Raw genomic sequence first — 19,768 nt, forward strand, 5'->3', positions numbered from 1 at the left:
ATTTAAAAGTACGTCCAGACTGAATCGGCGCCCATGCCATCAGGTCCATGGAAGTCAACTGAACGTGACACCCGGAGAGTCTTCAATGAGCAGTGTTGTTGCCATCGTCAAAAGCATTGTTGGTCAGGTATTCGTGGTGTCACCAGAGGGCGTGCGTCGCGTACTCGTTGAAGGCGATCGCCTGTTTGTCGGCGACCAGATCGACACTGGCCTCTCCGGCGCCGTGTCGCTTGAATTGGCAGATGGCCGCACCCTCGACCTCGGTCGCGAAACCCAGTGGAGCGCCAACGCGCCCGACTCCAGCACTGACCTGGCCGAAGCCACCGCGCAGGCAGCGCCGTCGGTAGAAGAATTGCAGCAAGCCATCGCCGCCGGTGTCGACCCGACGACCGCCCTCGACGCCACCGCTGCCGGCCCAAGCGCCGCAGGCACTGGCGGTGCCGCCGGTGGTGGCCACAGTTTCGTGATGCTCGACGCCACCGCTGGCCGCGTAGACCCGACGATTGGCTTCCCGACCGCAGGCATCAACGCTGCCGGTCAGACCACGCAAGACATCACCGGCGGGCAGACCACCGACACCACCACGAATGCCCTGCGCGATTCGACCCTGAGCGTCAGCGCCACACCGACCATCACCGAAGCCGGTGGCGTGCTGGTGTACACCGCGACCCTGACTCAGGCGCCGCTGACCGACCTGACCATCACCCTGTCCAACGGCGCGGTGATTGTGGTTCCGGCCGGTTCCACCACTGGCACCGTCAACGTGCCGCTGGCGCCGAACGACACTGTTTATAACGACTCGACCCAGATCGACGTGACCGTCACTGGCACCACCGGCGGCAACGGCATCACCGTAACCACGCCAACCGTCCCGGCCACGACCCAGGTCACCGACACCATCGACACCACCACCGTCACTTTGACGGCGGGCACGAATGTCACCGAAGGCGGCCAGATCACCTACACCGCGACCCTGACCAACCCGGCGCAAACCCCGGTGACCGTCACCCTGTCGAACGGCTCGACCATCACCATTGGCGCGGGCCAGACCACCGGCACCGTCAACGTGCCAACGCCGCCGAACGACGTCTATAACAACGGCAGCACCGTCACCACCACCATCACTGGTGCCACCGGTGGCAACTTCGAAAACCTGGTGCCGAACCCGACGCCAGCAGTGACCACCATTACCGATTCGGTCGACACCACCACGGTCACCCTGACCGCTGGTTCGACCGTCACTGAAGGCGGTCAGATCACTTACACCGCGACCCTGACCAACCCGGCGCAGACGCCGGTGACCGTCACCCTGTCGAACGGCTCGACCATTACCATCGAAGCTGGCCAGACCACTGGCGTCGTCAACGTGCCGACCCCGGCCAATGACGTCTACAACAATGGCAGCACTGTCAGCACCACGATTACCGGCACCACCGGTGGCAACTTCGAAAATCTGGTGCCGAACCCGACGCCGGCAGTGACCACCATCACTGATTCGGTCGACAACACCACCGTCACTCTGACGGCGGGGACTAATGTCACCGAAGGCGGTCAGATCACTTACACCGCGACACTGACCAACCCGGCGCAAACCCCGGTGACCGTCACCCTGTCGAACGGCTCGACCATCACCATCGAAGCCGGCCAGACCACGGGCGTCGTCAACGTGCCGACCCCGGCCAACGACGTCTACAACAATGGCAGCACGGTCAGCACCACGATTACCGGCGCTACCGGTGGCAACTTCGAAAACCTGGTGCCGAACACCACGCCTGCGACCACCACGATTACCGATTCGATCGACACCACCACGGTCACCCTGACCGCTGGCTCGACCGTCACCGAAGGCGGTCAGATCACTTACACCGCGACCCTGACCAACCCGGCGCAGACGCCGGTGACCGTCACTCTGTCGAACGGCTCGACGATCACCATCGAAGCCGGCCAGACCACTGGCGTCGTCAACGTGCCGACAGCGGCCAATGACGTCTACAACAACGGCAGCACCGTCACCACCACAATCACTGGTGCCACCGGTGGCAACTTCGAAAATCTGGTGCCGAATCCGACGCCAGCAGTAACCACCATCACCGATTCGATCGACACCACCACGGTCACCCTGACCGCTGGCTCGACCGTCACCGAAGGCGGTCAGATCACCTACACCGCGACCCTGACCAACCCGGCGCAAACCCCGGTCACCGTCACTCTGTCGAACGGCTCGACGATCACCATCGAAGCCGGCCAGACCACGGGCGTCGTCAACGTGCCGACAGCGGCCAATGACGTCTACAACAATGGCAGCACTGTCAGCACCACGATTACTGGTGCAACCGGCGGCAACTTCGAAAATCTGGTGCCGAACCCGACGCCAGCAGTAACCACCATCACTGATTCGGTCGACACCACCAACGTCAGCCTCACCGCCACCGGCACCGTCGTCGAAGGTGGCCAGATCACCTACACCGCGACCCTGACCAACGCCGCGCAAACCCCGGTGACGATCACCCTGTCGAACGGTTCGACCATCACCATTGAAGCCGGCAAAACCACCGGCAGCGTTAACGTGCCAACAGCGGCCAATGACGTCTACAACAATGGCAGCACGGTCAGCACCACGATTACCGGCGCTACCGGTGGCAACTTCGAAAATCTGGTGCCGAACACCACGCCAGCGACCACCACGATTACCGATTCGATCGACACCACCAATCTGTCGCTGTCCGCGACCGGCACCGTTGCTGAAGGCGGTTCGATCGTTTACACCGCAACCCTGACCAATCCGGCCGGCACGCCAGTCACCGTGACCCTGAGCAACGGCTCGGTGATCACCATCGACGCCGGCAAGACCACCGGCACCGTGACCGTCGCGGCACCGGCGGATGACGTTTATAAAGACGCCGGCCAAGTCGAAGTCAGCATCAATAACGTCACTGGCGGCAATTTCGAGAACCTGGTGCCGAGCACCGTTCCGGCCGTCACCGAAGTGACCGACACCGTCGACACCTCGACCGTGAAATTGACGGCTGACACCTCGGTGGCTGAAGGCGGCACCGTCACTTACACCGCAACCGTTGGCGCGCCAGTCACCGGCTCGCCGGTTGTCGTGACCTTGGCCAACGGCCAGAACATCACCATCGCGGTCGGCCAAACCACCGGCACCGTGACCACCACCGCGCCGAACGACGCGCTGGCCGGCAACGCGCCGCTGAGCAACTCGATCACCAATGTCAGCGGTGGCAATTACGAAAATCTGGTCGCCGACAAAACTCCGGTCTCCACTAACGTCACCGATGTTGCCGACACCACCAACCTGTCGCTCAGCGCTACCGGTACTGTGGCTGAAGGCGGTTCGATCGTTTACACCGCAACCCTGACCAACCCGGCCGGCACACCGGTGACCGTGACCCTGTCGAACGGCTCGGTGATCACCATCGAAGCGGGCAAAACCACCGGCACCGTGACCGTCGCTGCGCCTGCCGATGACGTCTATAAAGACGCCGGCAAAGTCGAAGTCAGCATCGACAACGCCACTGGCGGCAACTTCGAGAATCTGGTGCCAAGCACCGTTCCGGCTGTCACCGAAGTGACCGACACCCTCGACACGTCGACCGTCAAACTGACCGCTGACACCACCGTGGCTGAGGGCGGCACCGTCACTTACACCGCAACCGTTGGCGCGCCGGTCACCGGTTCGCCTGTCGTCGTGACCTTGGCCAATGGCCAAACCATCGCCATCGCGGTCGGCCAGACCACCGGCACCGTAACCGCCACTGCACCGAACGATGCGTTGACCGGCCATGCGCCGCTGACCACTTCGATCACTGAGGTTTCCGGCGGTAACTACGAAAATCTGGTGGCTGACAAAACTCCGGTCAGCACCACCGTCACCGACACCACCGACACCACCAATCTGTCCCTCAGCGCCACCGGCACTGTGGCTGAAGGCGGTTCGATCGTTTACACCGCGACCCTGACCAACGCTGCCGGCTCGCCCGTTACCGTAACCTTGTCGAACGGCGCCGTGATCACCATCGAGGCCGGTAAAACCACCGGCACCGTGACCGTTGCGGCCCCTGCCGATGACGTCTACAAAGACGCCGGCAAAGTCGAAGTGAGCATCAAGGACGCCACCGGCGGCGACTTCGAGAACCTCGTTCCGAGCACCACGCCAGCCGTCACCGACGTGACCGACACCATCGACACCTCGACCGTGAAACTGACCGCGACCGAGACCGCTGCTGAAGGCGGCACCGTCACTTACACCGCGACCGTCGGCGCGCCAGTCACCGGTTCGCCGGTCATCGTGACCCTGGCCAACGGTCAGACCATCACCATCGCCGTCGGCCAGACCACCGGCACCGCGACCGCCACCGCACCGAACGATGCGTTGACCGGTCATGCACCGCTGACCAACTCGATCACCGAGGTGAGCGGCGGCAACTACGAAAATCTGGTGGCTGACAAAACTCCGGTCAGCACCACCGTGACCGACACCACTGACACCACCAACCTGACGCTCAGCGCCACCGGTACCGTGGCTGAAGGCGGTTCGATCGTTTACACCGCGACCCTGACCAACGCTGCCGGCTCGCCCGTTACCGTGACCCTGAGCAACGGCTCGGTAATCACCATCGAAGCTGGCAAAACCACCGGCACCGTAACCGTCGCTGCGCCTGCCGATGACGTCTATAAAGACGCCGGCAAAGTCGAAGTGACCATCAAGGAAGCTACTGGCGGCGACTTCGAGAACCTGGTGCCAAGCACCGTTGCAGCCGTGACCGACGTCACTGACACCATCGACACCTCGACGGTGAAACTGACCGCCACCGAAACCGCTGCTGAAGGCGGCACCGTCACTTACACCGCGACTGTTGGTGCGCCAGTGACCGGCTCGCCTGTCGTCGTGACCCTGGCCAACGGTCAGAGCATCACTATCGCTGTCGGCCAAACCACCGGCACCGTGTCGACCACCGCACCGAACGACGTGCTGGCCGGCCACGCACCGCTGACCAACTCGATCACCAACGTCAGCGGCGGCAACTACGAAAATCTGGTCGCCGACAAAACCCCGGTCAGCACCGCCGTGACCGACACCGTCGACACCACCACCGTTTCGCTGACCGCCACCGGCAACGTCAATGAAGGCGGGCAGATCGTCTACACCGCGACCCTGACCAATCCGGCCGGCACCCCGGTGACCGTGACCCTGAGCAACGGTTCGACCATCACCATCGACGCCGGCAAGACCACCGGCACCGTGACCGTTCCTGCGCCTGCCGATGACGCCTACAAAGACGCCGGCAAAGTCGAAGTGACCATCAAGGAAACCACGGGCGGCAATTTCGAAAGCCTGGTGGCCAATCCGACGCCAGCGGTGACCAACGTCGCCGACACCATCAACACCACGCACCTGACCCTCAGCGCTGAAAGCTATGTGCTCGAAGGCACCTCGATCACCTACACCGCGACCCTGACCAACGCCGCGCAAACGCCGGTGACCGTCAACCTGAGCAACGGCCAGACCATCACCATCGAGGCTGGCAAAACCAGCGGTTCGGTGACTATCGCGGCGCCGAGCGATGACGTTTACAAAGACGTCAGCAAGCTCACCGTGACCATGACCGATGCCACCGGCGGTAACTTCGAAAAACTCGACGTCAGCAAGACCCCGGTCAGCACCACCGTCAATGACACCGTCGACAAAACCACGCTGACCCTCAGCGCCAACGACACCGTCAGCGAAGGTGGCCAGATCACCTACACCGCGACCCTGAGCAATCCGGCCGGCACCGCCATGACCGTGACCCTGGCCAACGGCGCAGTGATCAACATTGCTGCCGGTGCGACCAGCGGTTCGGTGAATTTCGCCGCGCCTGCCAACACCCCGTACATCGACGGCGGCAAAGTACAGACCGCGATTGCCAGCCACAGCGGCGGCAACTTCGAGCAGGTTGATGCCAACCGTTCGGCGGTGGTCACCACCGTCACCGACACCACCGACACCACCAATATCAGCCTGAGCGCCACCGGTTCGGTCGCCGAGGGCGGCTCGATCGTCTATACCGCAAGCCTGACCAACGCGGCCGGCACGGCGATGACCGTGACCCTGAGCAACGGCGCGGTGATCAACATCGCCAAAGGCGCGACGTCGGGCACTGCCACCGTCGCCGCACCGGGCGATGACGTCTACAAGGACGCCGGCAAAGTCGACGCGAGCATTACCAAGACCACCGGCGGCAACTTCGAGAACCTGGTAGTCGACAAGACTCCGGCCGTCACCGACGTCACCGACACCATCGACAACAGCACCGTTTCGCTGACCGCCACCGCCGCCACCGTTGAAGGCGGCGTGGTGGTTTACACCGCTTCCGTGACCGCTCCGGTCACCGGCGCGCCGGTTGTCGTGACCCTGTCCAACGGCCAGACCATCACCATTCCGGTCGGCGCCAGCAGCGGCAGCGTCAACTTCACCGCACCGAACGATGCACTGGCTGGCGGCAACACGCTGAGCGTGAAAATCGACGGCACCAGCGGCGGCAACTACGAAAATCTCGTCGCAGACAAAACCCCGGCCGTAACGTCGGTGACCGACACCGTCGACACCACCAACCTGTCGCTGAGCGCGACCGGCACCGTGGCTGAGGGCGGTTCGATCGTCTACACCGCAACCCTGACCAATCCGGCTGGCACGCCAGTCACCGTGAACTTGTCGAACGGTTCGACCATCACCATCGAAGCGGGCAAAACCACCGGTTCCGTGACCGTTGCCGCGCCTGCCGATGACGTCTACAAAGACGCCGGCAAAGTCGAAGTGACTATCAAGGACGCCACCGGCGGCAACTTTGAAAACCTGGTGCCGAGCACCACGCCAGCCGTGACCGACGTCACTGACACCATCGACACCTCGACCGTAAAACTGACGGCCGACACCACCGTGGCTGAAGGCGGCACCGTCACTTACACCGCCACTGTCGGCGCGCCGGTTACCGGTTCGCCCGTCGTGGTGAACCTGGCCAACGGCCAAAGCATCACCATCGAAGTCGGCAAAACCACCGGCACCGTGACCTTCACCGCACCGAACGATGCGCTGACCGGTCAGGCTCCGCTGACCAATTCGATCACCGGCGTGACCGGCGGCAACTACGAAAATCTGGTCGCCGACAAAACCCCGATCACCACCACCGTGACCGACACCACCGACACCACCAACCTGTCGCTCAGCGCCACCGGTTCCGTGGCCGAGGGTGGTTCGATCATCTACACCGCGACCCTGACCAACGCTGCAGGCTCGCCAGTCACCGTGACCCTGTCGAACGGCTCGGTGATCACCATCGAGGCCGGTAAAACCACCGGCACCGTGACCGTTGCAGCGCCAGCCGATGACGTCTACAAAGACGCCGGCAAAGTCGAAGTGACCATCAAGGACGCCACGGGCGGTAACTTCGAGAACCTCGTTCCGAGCACCACGCCAGCCGTGACTGACGTCACCGACACCATCGACACCTCGACCGTCAAACTGACCGCCACCGAGTCTGCTGCTGAAGGTGGCACCGTCACCTACACCGCGACCGTCGGCGCACCAGTCACCGGCTCGCCGGTTGTCGTGACCCTGGCCAACGGTCAGAACATCACCATCGAAATCGGCAAAACCACCGGCACCGTCACCACCACCGCACCGAACGACGCGCTGAACGGCCACACGCCGCTGACCAACGCGATCACCGACGTGAGTGGCGGTAACTACGAAAATCTGGTCGCCGACAAAACCCCGGTTTCGACCACCGTCACCGACACCGTCGACACCACCGATCTGACGCTGAGCGCGACCGGCACCGTCGCCGAGGGCGGTTCGATTGTTTACACCGCGACCCTGACCAACCCGGCCGGCACGCCGGTGACCGTGACCCTGTCGAACGGTTCGACCATCATCATCGAAGCGGGCAAAACCACGGGCACCGTGACCGTTGCAGCGCCAACCGATGACGTCTACAAAGACGCCGGCAAAGTCGAAGTGACCATCAAGGACGCCACCGGCGGCAACTTCGAGAACCTCGTTCCGAGCACCACGCCAGCGGTGACCGAAGTCACCGACACAATCGACACCTCGACGGTCAAACTGACCGCCACCGAGACCGCTGCTGAAGGTGGCACCGTCACCTACACCGCGACCGTCGGCGCGCCAGTCACCGGTTCGCCGGTTGTAGTCACCCTGGCCAATGGTCAGAACATCACCATCGAAGTGGGTAAAACCACCGGCACCGTGAGCACTACCGCGCCGAACGATGCGTTGACCGGTCATGCTCCGCTGACCAACTCGATCACCAACGTGTCCGGCGGCAACTACGAAAATCTCGTTGCCGACAAAACCCCGGTCAGCACCACCGTGACCGACACCACCGACACCACCAACCTGTCGCTCAGCGCCACCGGTTCTGTGGATGAAGGCGGCCAGATCACCTACACCGCAACCCTGACCAACGCTGCTGGCAGCCCGGTAACCGTGACCCTGAGCAACGGCTCGGTCATCACCATCGACGCAGGCAAAACCACGGGCACCGTGACCGTCGACGCGCCGAAAGATGACGTCTACAAAGACGCCGGCACCGTTGAAGCGACCATTAAAGGCGCAACCGGTGGCGATTTCGAAAGCCTCGTCACCAACACCGCCCCGGCCGTCACCACCGTCAATGACACCATCGACACCTCCACCGTGTCGCTGTCCGCCACCGCCAACGTCGCCGAAGGCGAAACCGTGGTCTACACCGCGACCGTGACCGCGCCAGTCACTGGCTCGCCGGTTGTCGTCAACCTGTCCAACGGCCAGACCATCACCATCGCCGTCGGTGAAACCACCGGCACGGTGAACTACGTTGCGCCGAACAGCCCATTGGCCGGCGGCAGCTCGCTGAGCGTGACCATCGATGGCGCCACTGGCGGCAACTACGAAAAACTCGCGGTCGACGGCAAGTCCGCCGACACCGCGGTTTCGGACACCAACGACACCACCAACCTCAACCTGACCGCGACCGACTCGGTGGCTGAAGGTGGTTCGATCGTTTACACCGCGACCCTGACCAACGCCGCCGGTACTCCGGTGACCGTGACCCTGTCGAACGGCGCAGTGATCACCATCGAAGCAGGCAAAACCAGCGGCACCGTGATCGTTGCGGCTCCGGCGGATGACGTTTACAAGGACGCTGGCAAAGTCGAAGCAACCATTTCGACGGCGACTGGCGGCAACTTCGAGAACCTGGTGCCGAGCACCGTTCCGGCCGTCACCAACGTCACCGACACCATCGACACCACCACCGTCAAACTGACCGCGACCGAGTCGGCGGCTGAGGGTGGCACCGTCACTTACACCGCGACCGTCGGCGCGCCAGTGACCGGTTCGCCTGTCGTCGTCACTCTGGCCAACGGCCAGAACATCACGATTGAAGTGGGTAAAACCACAGGCACCGTGACCACCACTGCGCCGAATGACGCACTGACTGGCCATGCTGCGCTGACCAATGCGATTACCGACGTTTCTGGCGGCAACTACGAAAATCTGGTGGCCGATAAGACGCCGGTTTCGACCAATGTGACTGACACTGTCGACACCACCAATCTGTCGCTGAGCGCGACCGGTTCCGTGGCTGAAGGTGGCTCGATTGTTTACACCGCGACACTGACTAACGCTGCTGGCTCGCCAGTGACCGTGACCTTGTCGAACGGCGCCGTGATCACTATCGAAGCTGGCAAAACCAGCGGTAACGTCACCGTCGCTGCACCTGCCGATGACGTCTATAAAGATGCCGGCAAAGTCGAAGCAACCATTTCGAGCGCCACTGGCGGCAACTTCGAGAATCTGGTGCCGAGCACTGTTCCAGCCGTTACCGAAGTGACTGACACCATCGACACTTCGACCGTGAAACTCAGCGCCTCCGAAACAGCGGCCGAGGGTGGCACCGTCACCTACACCGCGACTGTTGGTGCGCCAGTGACCGGCTCGCCGGTTGTGGTGAACTTGGCCAACGGCCAGAACATCACGATTGAAGTAGGTAAAACCACTGGCACCGTAACGTTCACCGCGCCAAACGACGCGCTGACCGGCCACGCGCCAATTACTAACGCGATCACTGGTGTCACTGGCGGCAACTACGAAAATCTCGTTGCTGATAAGACTCCGGTTTCGACCAACGTTACCGACACCGTCGACACCACCAATCTGTCGCTGTCCGCGACCGGTTCCGTGGCTGAAGGTGGTTCGATCGTTTACACCGCAACTCTGACCAACGCCGCTGGCTCGCCAGTCACCGTGACTCTGTCGAACGGCGCCGTGATCACCATTGAAGCGGGCAAAACTTCGGGCAATGTGACCGTCGCTGCACCTGTCGATGACGTTTACAAAGACGCCGGCAAAGTCGAAGCAACCATTTCTGCCGCAACCGGTGGTGACTTCGAAAAACTGGTACCGAGCACTGTTCCAGCTGTTACCGAAGTGACCGACACCATCGACACCTCGACTGTCAAACTCAGCGCTTCCGAAACAGCGGCCGAGGGTGGCACCGTCACCTACACCGCTACCGTGGGCGCACCAGTGACTGGTTCGCCGGTTGTCGTGACTCTGGCCAACGGCCAGAACATTACGATTGAAGTGGGTAAAACCACTGGCACCGTGACCTTCACTGCGCCGAACGATGCGTTGACCGGTCATGCGCCGATCACCAACGCAATCACTGACGTGACTGGCGGCAACTACGAAAATCTCGTTGCTGATAAAACTCCGGTTTCGACCAACGTTACCGACACCGTCGACACTACTAACCTGTCGCTGTCCGCGACTGGCTCCGTGGCTGAAGGTGGTTCGATCATCTACACCGCGACATTGACCAACGCTGCTGGCTCGCCAGTCACCGTGACCCTGTCGAACGGTGCTGTGATCACCATCGAAGCGGGCAAAACTTCCGGCACCGTGTCTGTTCCAGCGCCAGCCGATGACGTCTACAAGGACGCCGGCAAAGTTGAAGCAACCATTTCTGCCGCAACCGGTGGTGACTTCGAAAAACTGGTACCGAGCACTGTTCCAGCCATTACCGAAGTAACCGACACGATCGATACCTCGACCGTCAAACTCAGCGCTTCCGAAACAGCGGCCGAGGGTGGCACCGTCACCTACACCGCGACCGTTGGTGCGCCAGTGACCGGCTCGCCTGTCGTCGTCACACTGGCCAACGGTCAGAACATCACGATTGAAGTGGGTAAAACCACTGGCACCGTGACCTTCACCGCACCGAACGACGCGCTGACCGGTCATGCGCCGATCACCAACTCGATTACCGGCGTGACTGGCGTTAACTACGAGAACCTGGTGGCTGATAAGACGCCGGTTTCGACCAACGTCACCGATACCGTCGACACCACCAATCTGTCGCTGTCCGCGACCGGTTCCGTGGCTGAAGGTGGCTCGATTGTTTACACCGCAACCCTGACCAACGCTGCTGGCTCGCCAGTGACCGTGACTCTGTCGAATGGCGCCGTAATCACTATCGAGGCAGGCAAAACTTCGGGCAACGTGACCGTCGCTGCACCTGCCGATGACGTCTACAAAGACGCAGGAAAAGTCGAAGCGACCATTTCTGCCGCAACCGGTGGCGACTTCGAAAAACTGGTACCGAGCACTGTTCCAGCTGTTACCGAAGTGACTGACACGATCGACACCTCGACCGTGAAATTGACGGCGACCGAGACCGCTGCTGAAGGTGGTGCGGTTGTTTACACCGCCACTGTTGGCGCGCCTGTGACTGGCTCGCCGGTTGTGGTGACCTTGGCCAATGGTCAGAACATCACGATTGAAGTGGGTAAAACCACTGGCACCGTGACCTTCACTGCGCCGAATGATGCGCTGACTGGTCATGCTCCAATCACCAACGCAATTACCGGTGTGACTGGCGGCAACTACGAAAACCTCGTAGCCGACAAAACTCCGGTTTCGACCAACGTTACCGACACCGTCGACACCACCAATCTGTCGCTGTCCGCGACCGGTTCCGTGGCTGAAGGTGGCTCGATCGTTTACACCGCGACCCTGACTAACGCTGCTGGCTCGCCAGTCACCGTGACCCTGTCGAACGGTGCCGTGATCACCATCGAAGCGGGCAAAACTTCGGGCAACGTGACCGTCGCTGCACCTGCCGATGACGTCTACAAAGACGCAGGAAAAGTCGAAGCGACCATTTCTGCCGCAACCGGTGGCGACTTCGAAAAACTGGTACCGAGCACTGTTCCAGCTGTTACCGAAGTGACTGACACGATCGACACCTCGACCGTGAAATTGACGGCGACCGAGACCGCTGCTGAAGGTGGTGCGGTTGTTTACACCGCCACTGTTGGCGCGCCTGTGACTGGCTCGCCGGTTGTGGTGACCTTGGCCAATGGTCAGAACATCACGATTGAAGTGGGTAAAACCACTGGCACCGTGACCTTCACTGCGCCGAATGATGCGCTGACTGGTCATGCTCCAATCACCAACGCAATTACCGGTGTGACTGGCGGCAACTACGAAAACCTCGTAGCCGACAAAACTCCGGTTTCGACCAACGTTACCGACACCGTCGACACCACCAATCTGTCGCTGTCCGCGACCGGTTCCGTGGCTGAAGGTGGCTCGATCGTTTACACCGCGACCCTGACTAACGCTGCTGGCTCGCCAGTCACCGTGACTCTGTCGAACGGCGCTGTGATTACCATCGAAGCCGGCAAAACTTCGGGCAACGTCACCGTCGCGGCTCCTGCTGACGACGTTTACAAAGACGCCGGCAACGTCCAGGCCACCATCAAAACCGCCACCGGTGGCAGTTTCGAAAACCTGGTAACCAGCACCGCGCCAGCCGTGACCAGCGTCACCGACACCATCGACACTTCGACCGTCAAACTGACGGCCGATACTTCGGTCGCTGAAGGCGGCAACGTCACCTACACCGCGACCGTCGGCGCACCGGTTACTGGTTCGCCGGTCACCGTAAACCTGTCCAACGGCCAGAGCATCACCATCGAAGTCGGCAAAACCACCGGCACTGTGACCTTCACCGCACCGAACGATGCGCTGACTGGCCATGCTCCGCTGACCAACGCGATCACTGGCGTAACCGGCGGCAACTACGAAAATCTCGTGGCCGACAAAACTCCGGTTTCGACCAATGTGACTGACACTGTCGACACCACCAATTTGTCGCTGTCGGCGACCGGCTCTGTCGCCGAGGGTGGCTCGATTGTTTACACCGCGACATTGACCAACGCCGCTGGCTCGCCAGTGACCGTGACCCTGTCGAACGGCGCAGTCATCAACATCGAAGCGGGTAAAACCACCGGCACCGTCACCGTCGCGGCTCCAGCTGACGACGTTTACAAAGACGCCGGCAACGTCCAGGCCACCATCAAAACCGCCACCGGTGGCAATTTCGAAAACCTGGTAACCAGCACCGCGCCAGCCGTGACCAGCGTCACCGACACCATCGACACCACGACCGTGAAACTGACGGCCACCGCGACAGCGGCCGAAGGTGGCAACGTCGTCTACACCGCCACTGTTGGTGCTCCGGTAACCAATTCGCCTGTGGTCGTAACGCTGGCCAACGGTCAGACCATCACCATCGGCGTGGGTCAAACCACTGGCACCGCAACCACCACTGCGCCAAACGACGTGTTGACCGGCCATGCACCACTGACCAACTCGATCACCAACGTCAGCGGCGGCAACTTCGAGAACCTCGTCGCCGACAAGACGCCAGTCAGCACCACCGTGACCGACACCGTAGACACGACAAACCTGACGCTGAGCGCCACCAACTCGGTCGCTGAAGGTGGTTCGATCGTTTACACCGCAACCCTGACTAACGCCGCTGGCTCGCCTGTCACCGTGACGCTGTCGAACGGTGCGGTAATCACCATCGACGCCGGCAAAACCACGGGCACTACGACGGTTCCAGCGCCAGCCGATGATGTCTACAAAGACGCCGGCACCGTGCAAGCAACCATCAGCAGCGCCACCGGTGGCAGCTTCGAGAACCTGGTACCAAGCACTGCTCCAGCGATCACCAGCGTGACCGATACCATCGACACCACGACCGTGAAACTCACTGCGACTACAACCGCAGCCGAGGGTGGCAACGTCGTCTACACGGCAACCGTCGGTGCTCCGGTAACCGATTCGCCAGTCACCGTGACCCTGGCCAACGGTCAGACGATCACCATCGCTGTGGGTCAAACCACTGGCACCGCAACCACCACCGCACCAAACGACGTGTTGACCGGCCATGCACCACTGACCAACTCGATCACCAACGTAACCGGCGGCAACTACGAAAACCTCGTGGCCGACAAAACTCCGGTCAGCACCACCGTGACCGACACTGTCGATACGACGAACCTGTCACTAAGCGCTACCAACTCGGTCGCCGAAGGTGGCTCGATCGTTTACACCGCGACATTGACCAACGCCGCTGGCTCGCCAGTGACGGTGACCTTGTCGAACGGCGCTGTGATCAACATCGAAGCCGGTAAAACCACCGGCACCGTGACCGTCGCTGCTCCGGCGGACGACGTCTATAAAGACGCCGGCACCGTGCAGGCAACTATCAGCACTGCCACCGGTGGCAACTTCGAAAGCCTGGTACCAAGCACGACGCCAGCCGTGACCAGCGTCACCGATACCATCGACACCACCACTGTGAAGTTGACGGCAACGGCGACAGCGGCAGAAGGCGGCAACGTCGTCTACACCGCGACTGTCGGTGCTCCGGTTACCAATTCGCCAGTTGTAGTGACTCTGGCCAACGGTCAGACCATCACCATCGACATCGGCAAAACCACCGGCACCGTGACCTCCACCGCACCGAACGATGCGTTGACTGGCCACGCGCCGCTGACCAACTCGATCACCAACGTCAGCGGCGGTAACTACGAAAACCTCGTGGCCGACAAAACCCCGGTCAGCACCACCGTGACCGACACCATCGACACCACCAACCTGTCGCTGTCCGCGACCGGCACCGTGGCCGAAGGTGGCCAGATCACCTACACCGCTACTCTGACCAACGCCGCTGGCTCGCCAGTCACCGTGACCCTGAGCAACGGCTCGGTGATCACCGTCGACGCAGGCAAAACCACTGGCACCGTCACCGTCGCTGCACCAACTGACGACGTCTACAAAGACGCCGGCAACGTGCAGGCAACCATCAAAACCGCCACCGGTGGCAGTTTCGAAAATCTGGTGACCAGCACCGCGCCAGCCGTGACCAGCGTGACCGACACCATCGACACGACGACCGTGAAGCTAACCGCAACCGGCACCGCCGCTGAAGGTGGCACCGTCACCTACACCGCGACCGTCGGCGCGCAAGTCACCGGCTCGCCAGTGACCGTGACCCTGGCCAACGGTCAGACCATCACCATCGACATCGGCAAAACCACCGGCACCGTGACCTCCACCGCACCGAACGATGCGCTGACTGGCCATACCGCACTGACCAACTCGATCACCAACGTCAGTGGCGGCAACTACGAAAACCTCGTAGCCGACAAAACCCCGGTCAGCACCACAGTGACCGACACCATCGACACCACCAACCTGTCGCTGTCCGCGACCGGCACCGTGGCCGAAGGTGGCCAGATCACCTACACCGCAACCCTGACCAACGCCGCTGGCTCGCCAGTGACCGTAACCCTGAGCAACGGCTCGGTGATCACCATCGAAGCCGGCAAAACCACCGGCACCGTGACCGTTCCTGCACCGGCTGACGACGTCTACAAAGACGCCGGTACCGTGCAGGCAACGATCAGCAACGCCACCGGTGGCAGCTTCGAAAACCTGGTAACCAGCAACACGCCAGCCGTGACCAGCGTCACCGATACCATCGACACCACTACTGTCAGCATCACCGGCAGCAACTCGGTAACCGAAGGCCAGACCGCCAGCTACACCGTCAGCCTGAACCACCCGGCGCAAACCGACGTGACCCTGAAAATCGTCTACAGCGGCACCGCCGCTGACGGTTCGGACTTCACCGGTGTGTACACCGTGAAGATCCCGGCAGGTGCGAGCAGCGCGCAGTTCAACGTCGCCACCATCGATGACAAGATCACCGAAGGCACCGAGAACTTCGTGGTCAAGATCGATTCGGCCACGGGCGGCAACTTCGAGAACCTCGCGATCAGCGCCACCAACGGCAGCGTCAGCACCTCGATCATCGACAACGATGCGCCGCCGGTCATCGACCTGGACGCCAACAACTCCAGCGGCGCCACCGGTGCCGACTACAAGGTGACGTTCACCGAAAACACCCCGGGCGCGGGTGTGTCGATTGCCGACACCGATATCAAGATCACCGACCCGGACAGCACCATGCTCACCGGCGCGACCGTGGTACTGACTAACCGTCAGGACGGCGATGCGCTGAACCTGGGCAACAGCGTCAACGGCATCACCATCAATGCCAACAGCACCAACGGCACCGTGACCCTGACCTTGTCGGGTAACGCGACGCTGGCTGACTACATGCAGGCCATCAAGAACATCAGCTTCACCAACAACAGTGAAGACCCGAGCACCGTGCCGCGCATCATCACCGTCACCGTGACCGATGGCGGCAACTACTCCAACACCGCGACCACCACGGTCAACGTGGTGGCGGTCAACGATGCGCCGATCGCCGCACCGAGCAACGTCACCGGCACGGAAGACACGCCGCTGATCCTCGGCTGGTCGACCTTCGGTGTGACTGACGTCGACAGCCCGGCCAGCAGCCTCGGGGTGAAAATCACCCAGCTGCCGGGCGAAGGCAAACTGCAGTATCTGGACGGTTCGACGTGGAAAGACGTCGCCAACAACCAGACCTTCAGCAAGGCCGATATCGACGCGGGCAAGCTGCGCTTCATGCCGGATACCAACGAGTCGGGCGCGAACGGCAATGCTGCGGGCATTGGCGATCAGAAGGCTGACTACGCACAACTGCAATTCCAGCCAACCGACGGCCAACTGCTGGGCAGCACCGGCACGATCAAGATCGACATCACGCCAGTGGCTGATGCACCGACCCTGGGCGTGGCCGACAACAGCGTGAAGTCCACCGGACTGATCAAGGAAGTCTGGACCGGCCTGTCGGGCCTCGGCACCAACGGCAACGGCGCGGATGCGACGACGTTGAAAAACGTCATCGACGCCGCCGGCAAACCGAACTCCAGCACCAACGTGACCAACGTGCAGTCCGACGGCAGCGTGACCGCCGGTACCGCATCGAAAACCTCGGGCCTGATTTATCTGGAAGCCGGCAAGAGCTACACCTTCACCGGTATCGGTGATGACAGCCTGTTGGTGACCATTGGCGGTAAAACCGTGGCCTCGACCACGTGGGGCGTGGGCGGCAACCTCAACGGCTCGTTCACCCCGACCACCAGCGGCTATTACACCCTGGACATCTACCACCACAACCAGAGCGGCCCGGGCAGCTATGACGTCAACCTGTCGGTCAACGGCGGCACGGCGATCGACCTGAGCAGCGCTGGCGTGCCGATCTACACCGGCGTGCAGGATCTGGTGAACTCCGGCGTGACCGTTTCCGATCTGCATGGCAGCAACGGCGAAGGCTATTACGACGGCTACAAGCTCAACACCGGCGCCGAAGGCACCAGCGTCAAGTTGTCGGCCGTGACCGCGGGCCTGACCGACACCGACGGCTCGGAAACCCTGAGCGTGAAGATCAGCGGCGCACCGGTCGGCTCGGTACTCACCGACGGCGCGGGCCACAGCTTCACCGTCACCGCGACCAGCGGCGACGCCAACGTCACTGGCTGGAGCCTCGGCACCCTGACCGTGACCCCGCCGACCTACTACAACGGCCAGTTCAACCTGACCGTGACGTCGACCTCGACCGAAGCGCTGGGCGGTTCGGCCAGCACCACCGCGACCATTCCGGTCACCGTGGTGCCGGCGGTCTATAACGCCATCGTCGGCACTTCGGGCGATGACACCTTCAGCGGCACCGACGGCAACGACATCATGGTCGCTGACATCGGCGGCCTGACCGTGGTGCCGGGCACCAACTACAACATCGCGTTCATGGTCGACAGCTCGGGCAGCATGAGCGCTTCGTCGATCAGCGCGGCCAAGGACTCGCTGACGTCGGTGTTCAACACCCTCAAGCAGAGCCTCGGCGGCAACAACTCGGGCACGGTGAACATTTTCCTCGCGGACTTCGACACTCAGGTGAACAAGTCGGTGTCGGTGAACCTCAACGACCCGAACGCGCTGACGCAGCTCAAAGCCGTACTCGACTCGATGGCGTCCGGCGGCGGTACCAACTACGAGGACGTGTTCAAAACCACGGCCAACTGGTTCCAGAGCGCTGACGCCGTGGCCAACACCGGGGCGAAGAACCTCACGTACTTCATCACCGACGGCCAGCCGACCTACTACCAGAGCGGCGAGCAGACCAACCCGACGCTGTACAACAGCGTGAAGTTCGACAGCGTGGTGACGACCAGCAATTACAAGCTGGGGGACACCTTCAGCACCTACATCGACAACACGCATTACCTGAGCATCAACGCCAGCGGTTTCGCCCAGTTGCAGACTTACACCAACCGCTACGGCTGGAGCACTACAAACCTGGGCACCGTTCACGCTCAGGGCGACGGCACTTACGAGTTGTCGACGCTGGCCGGTAGCGGTAACAGCACCGACTCTTACACCACCAGCAACTCGACCAGCAGCTTCTCGTTGCTCAGCGGTCTATCGAGCGTTGAAGCCATCGGCCTCAACAGCGGTGTCAGCCTTAATGACCTGAAACCTTACGACTCGGACAAAACGCCACAAACCAACATCGATCCGAAGGATCTCGCCAACTCGATCATCGGCCACACCGAAGCGACCCTGCCGGGCAACGACACGGTCAACGGTGGCGACGGCAACGACATCCTGTTCGGCGATCTGGTGAGCTTCAACGGCATTGCCGGCGAGGGTTATCAGGCGATGCAGGCGTTCGTGGCCAAGGAAACCGGGGTCGACGTCAGCAAAGTCACCACCAGCAACGTGCACCAGTACATCACCGAGCACTATCAGGCGTTCGATGTGTCCGGCGCGCATGACGGCAACGACACGCTGTTGGGTGGCGCGGGCAATGACATCCTGTTCGGCTCGGGCGGTAACGACACGCTCGACGGCGGCAAAGGCAACGACATCCTGCTCGGTGGTACTGGCAACGACACGCTGATCGGCGGTTCGGGCAACGACATCCTTATCGGTGGTTCGGGTGCCGACACCTTCGTCTGGAAATCGGGCGACACCGGCAACGACGTGATCAAGGACTTCAAGGCCGCCGACGGTGACCGCATCGACCTGCGCGATTTGCTGCAGGGCGAAACCGGCAGCACCATCGACAACTTCCTGAAGATCACCACGGTCGATGGCACGTCGTCGCTGCAGGTCAGCTCGGCAGGCAAGTTCAACTCCGGCGATGCCGCTGCGGCAACGCCAGACGTGACGATCAAACTGGAAGGCAACAACTGGTCGAGTGCCAACATTCATAACCTGATTGCTGGTAGCGACCCGACCATCAAGGTCGACCACAACAACAGCTGATGCATGAACAAAACGGCCGCCCTGATGGGGCGGCCGTCACGTTTACGCCAATCGTCACGGTGACGATTGCGTCGCCGCACCGCATACTCGCGCGCAGTTGGCTATGCTGCTGACAGCATGACGCTGGTTCATTTCTGAGGGATGCTC

The 19,768-nt window shown here is 61.8% G+C and carries 1 protein-coding gene; it reads left to right on the top strand.

Annotated elements, in window-relative coordinates; genetic code table 11:
- The first annotated feature begins 85 nt into the window (after positions 1-85).
- Positions 86-19,621: an immunoglobulin-like domain-containing protein gene (locus tag ACIP1X_RS08425; RefSeq protein WP_400751069.1), complete on the top strand. Its 19,536-nt coding sequence runs from the start codon at positions 86-88 to the stop codon at positions 19,619-19,621.
- Positions 19,622-19,768: the final 147 nt, after the last annotated feature.

The sequence above is a fragment of the Pseudomonas sp. NPDC088885 genome, assembly GCF_044750025.1.
Taxonomy (GTDB): domain Bacteria; phylum Pseudomonadota; class Gammaproteobacteria; order Pseudomonadales; family Pseudomonadaceae; genus Aquipseudomonas; species Aquipseudomonas rustica.

Coding starts and splice junctions, on each gene's coding strand:
- ACIP1X_RS08425 (WP_400751069.1), top strand. CDS start 86: ATGAGCAGTGTTGTTGCCATCGTCAAAAGCATTGTTGGTCAGGTATTC.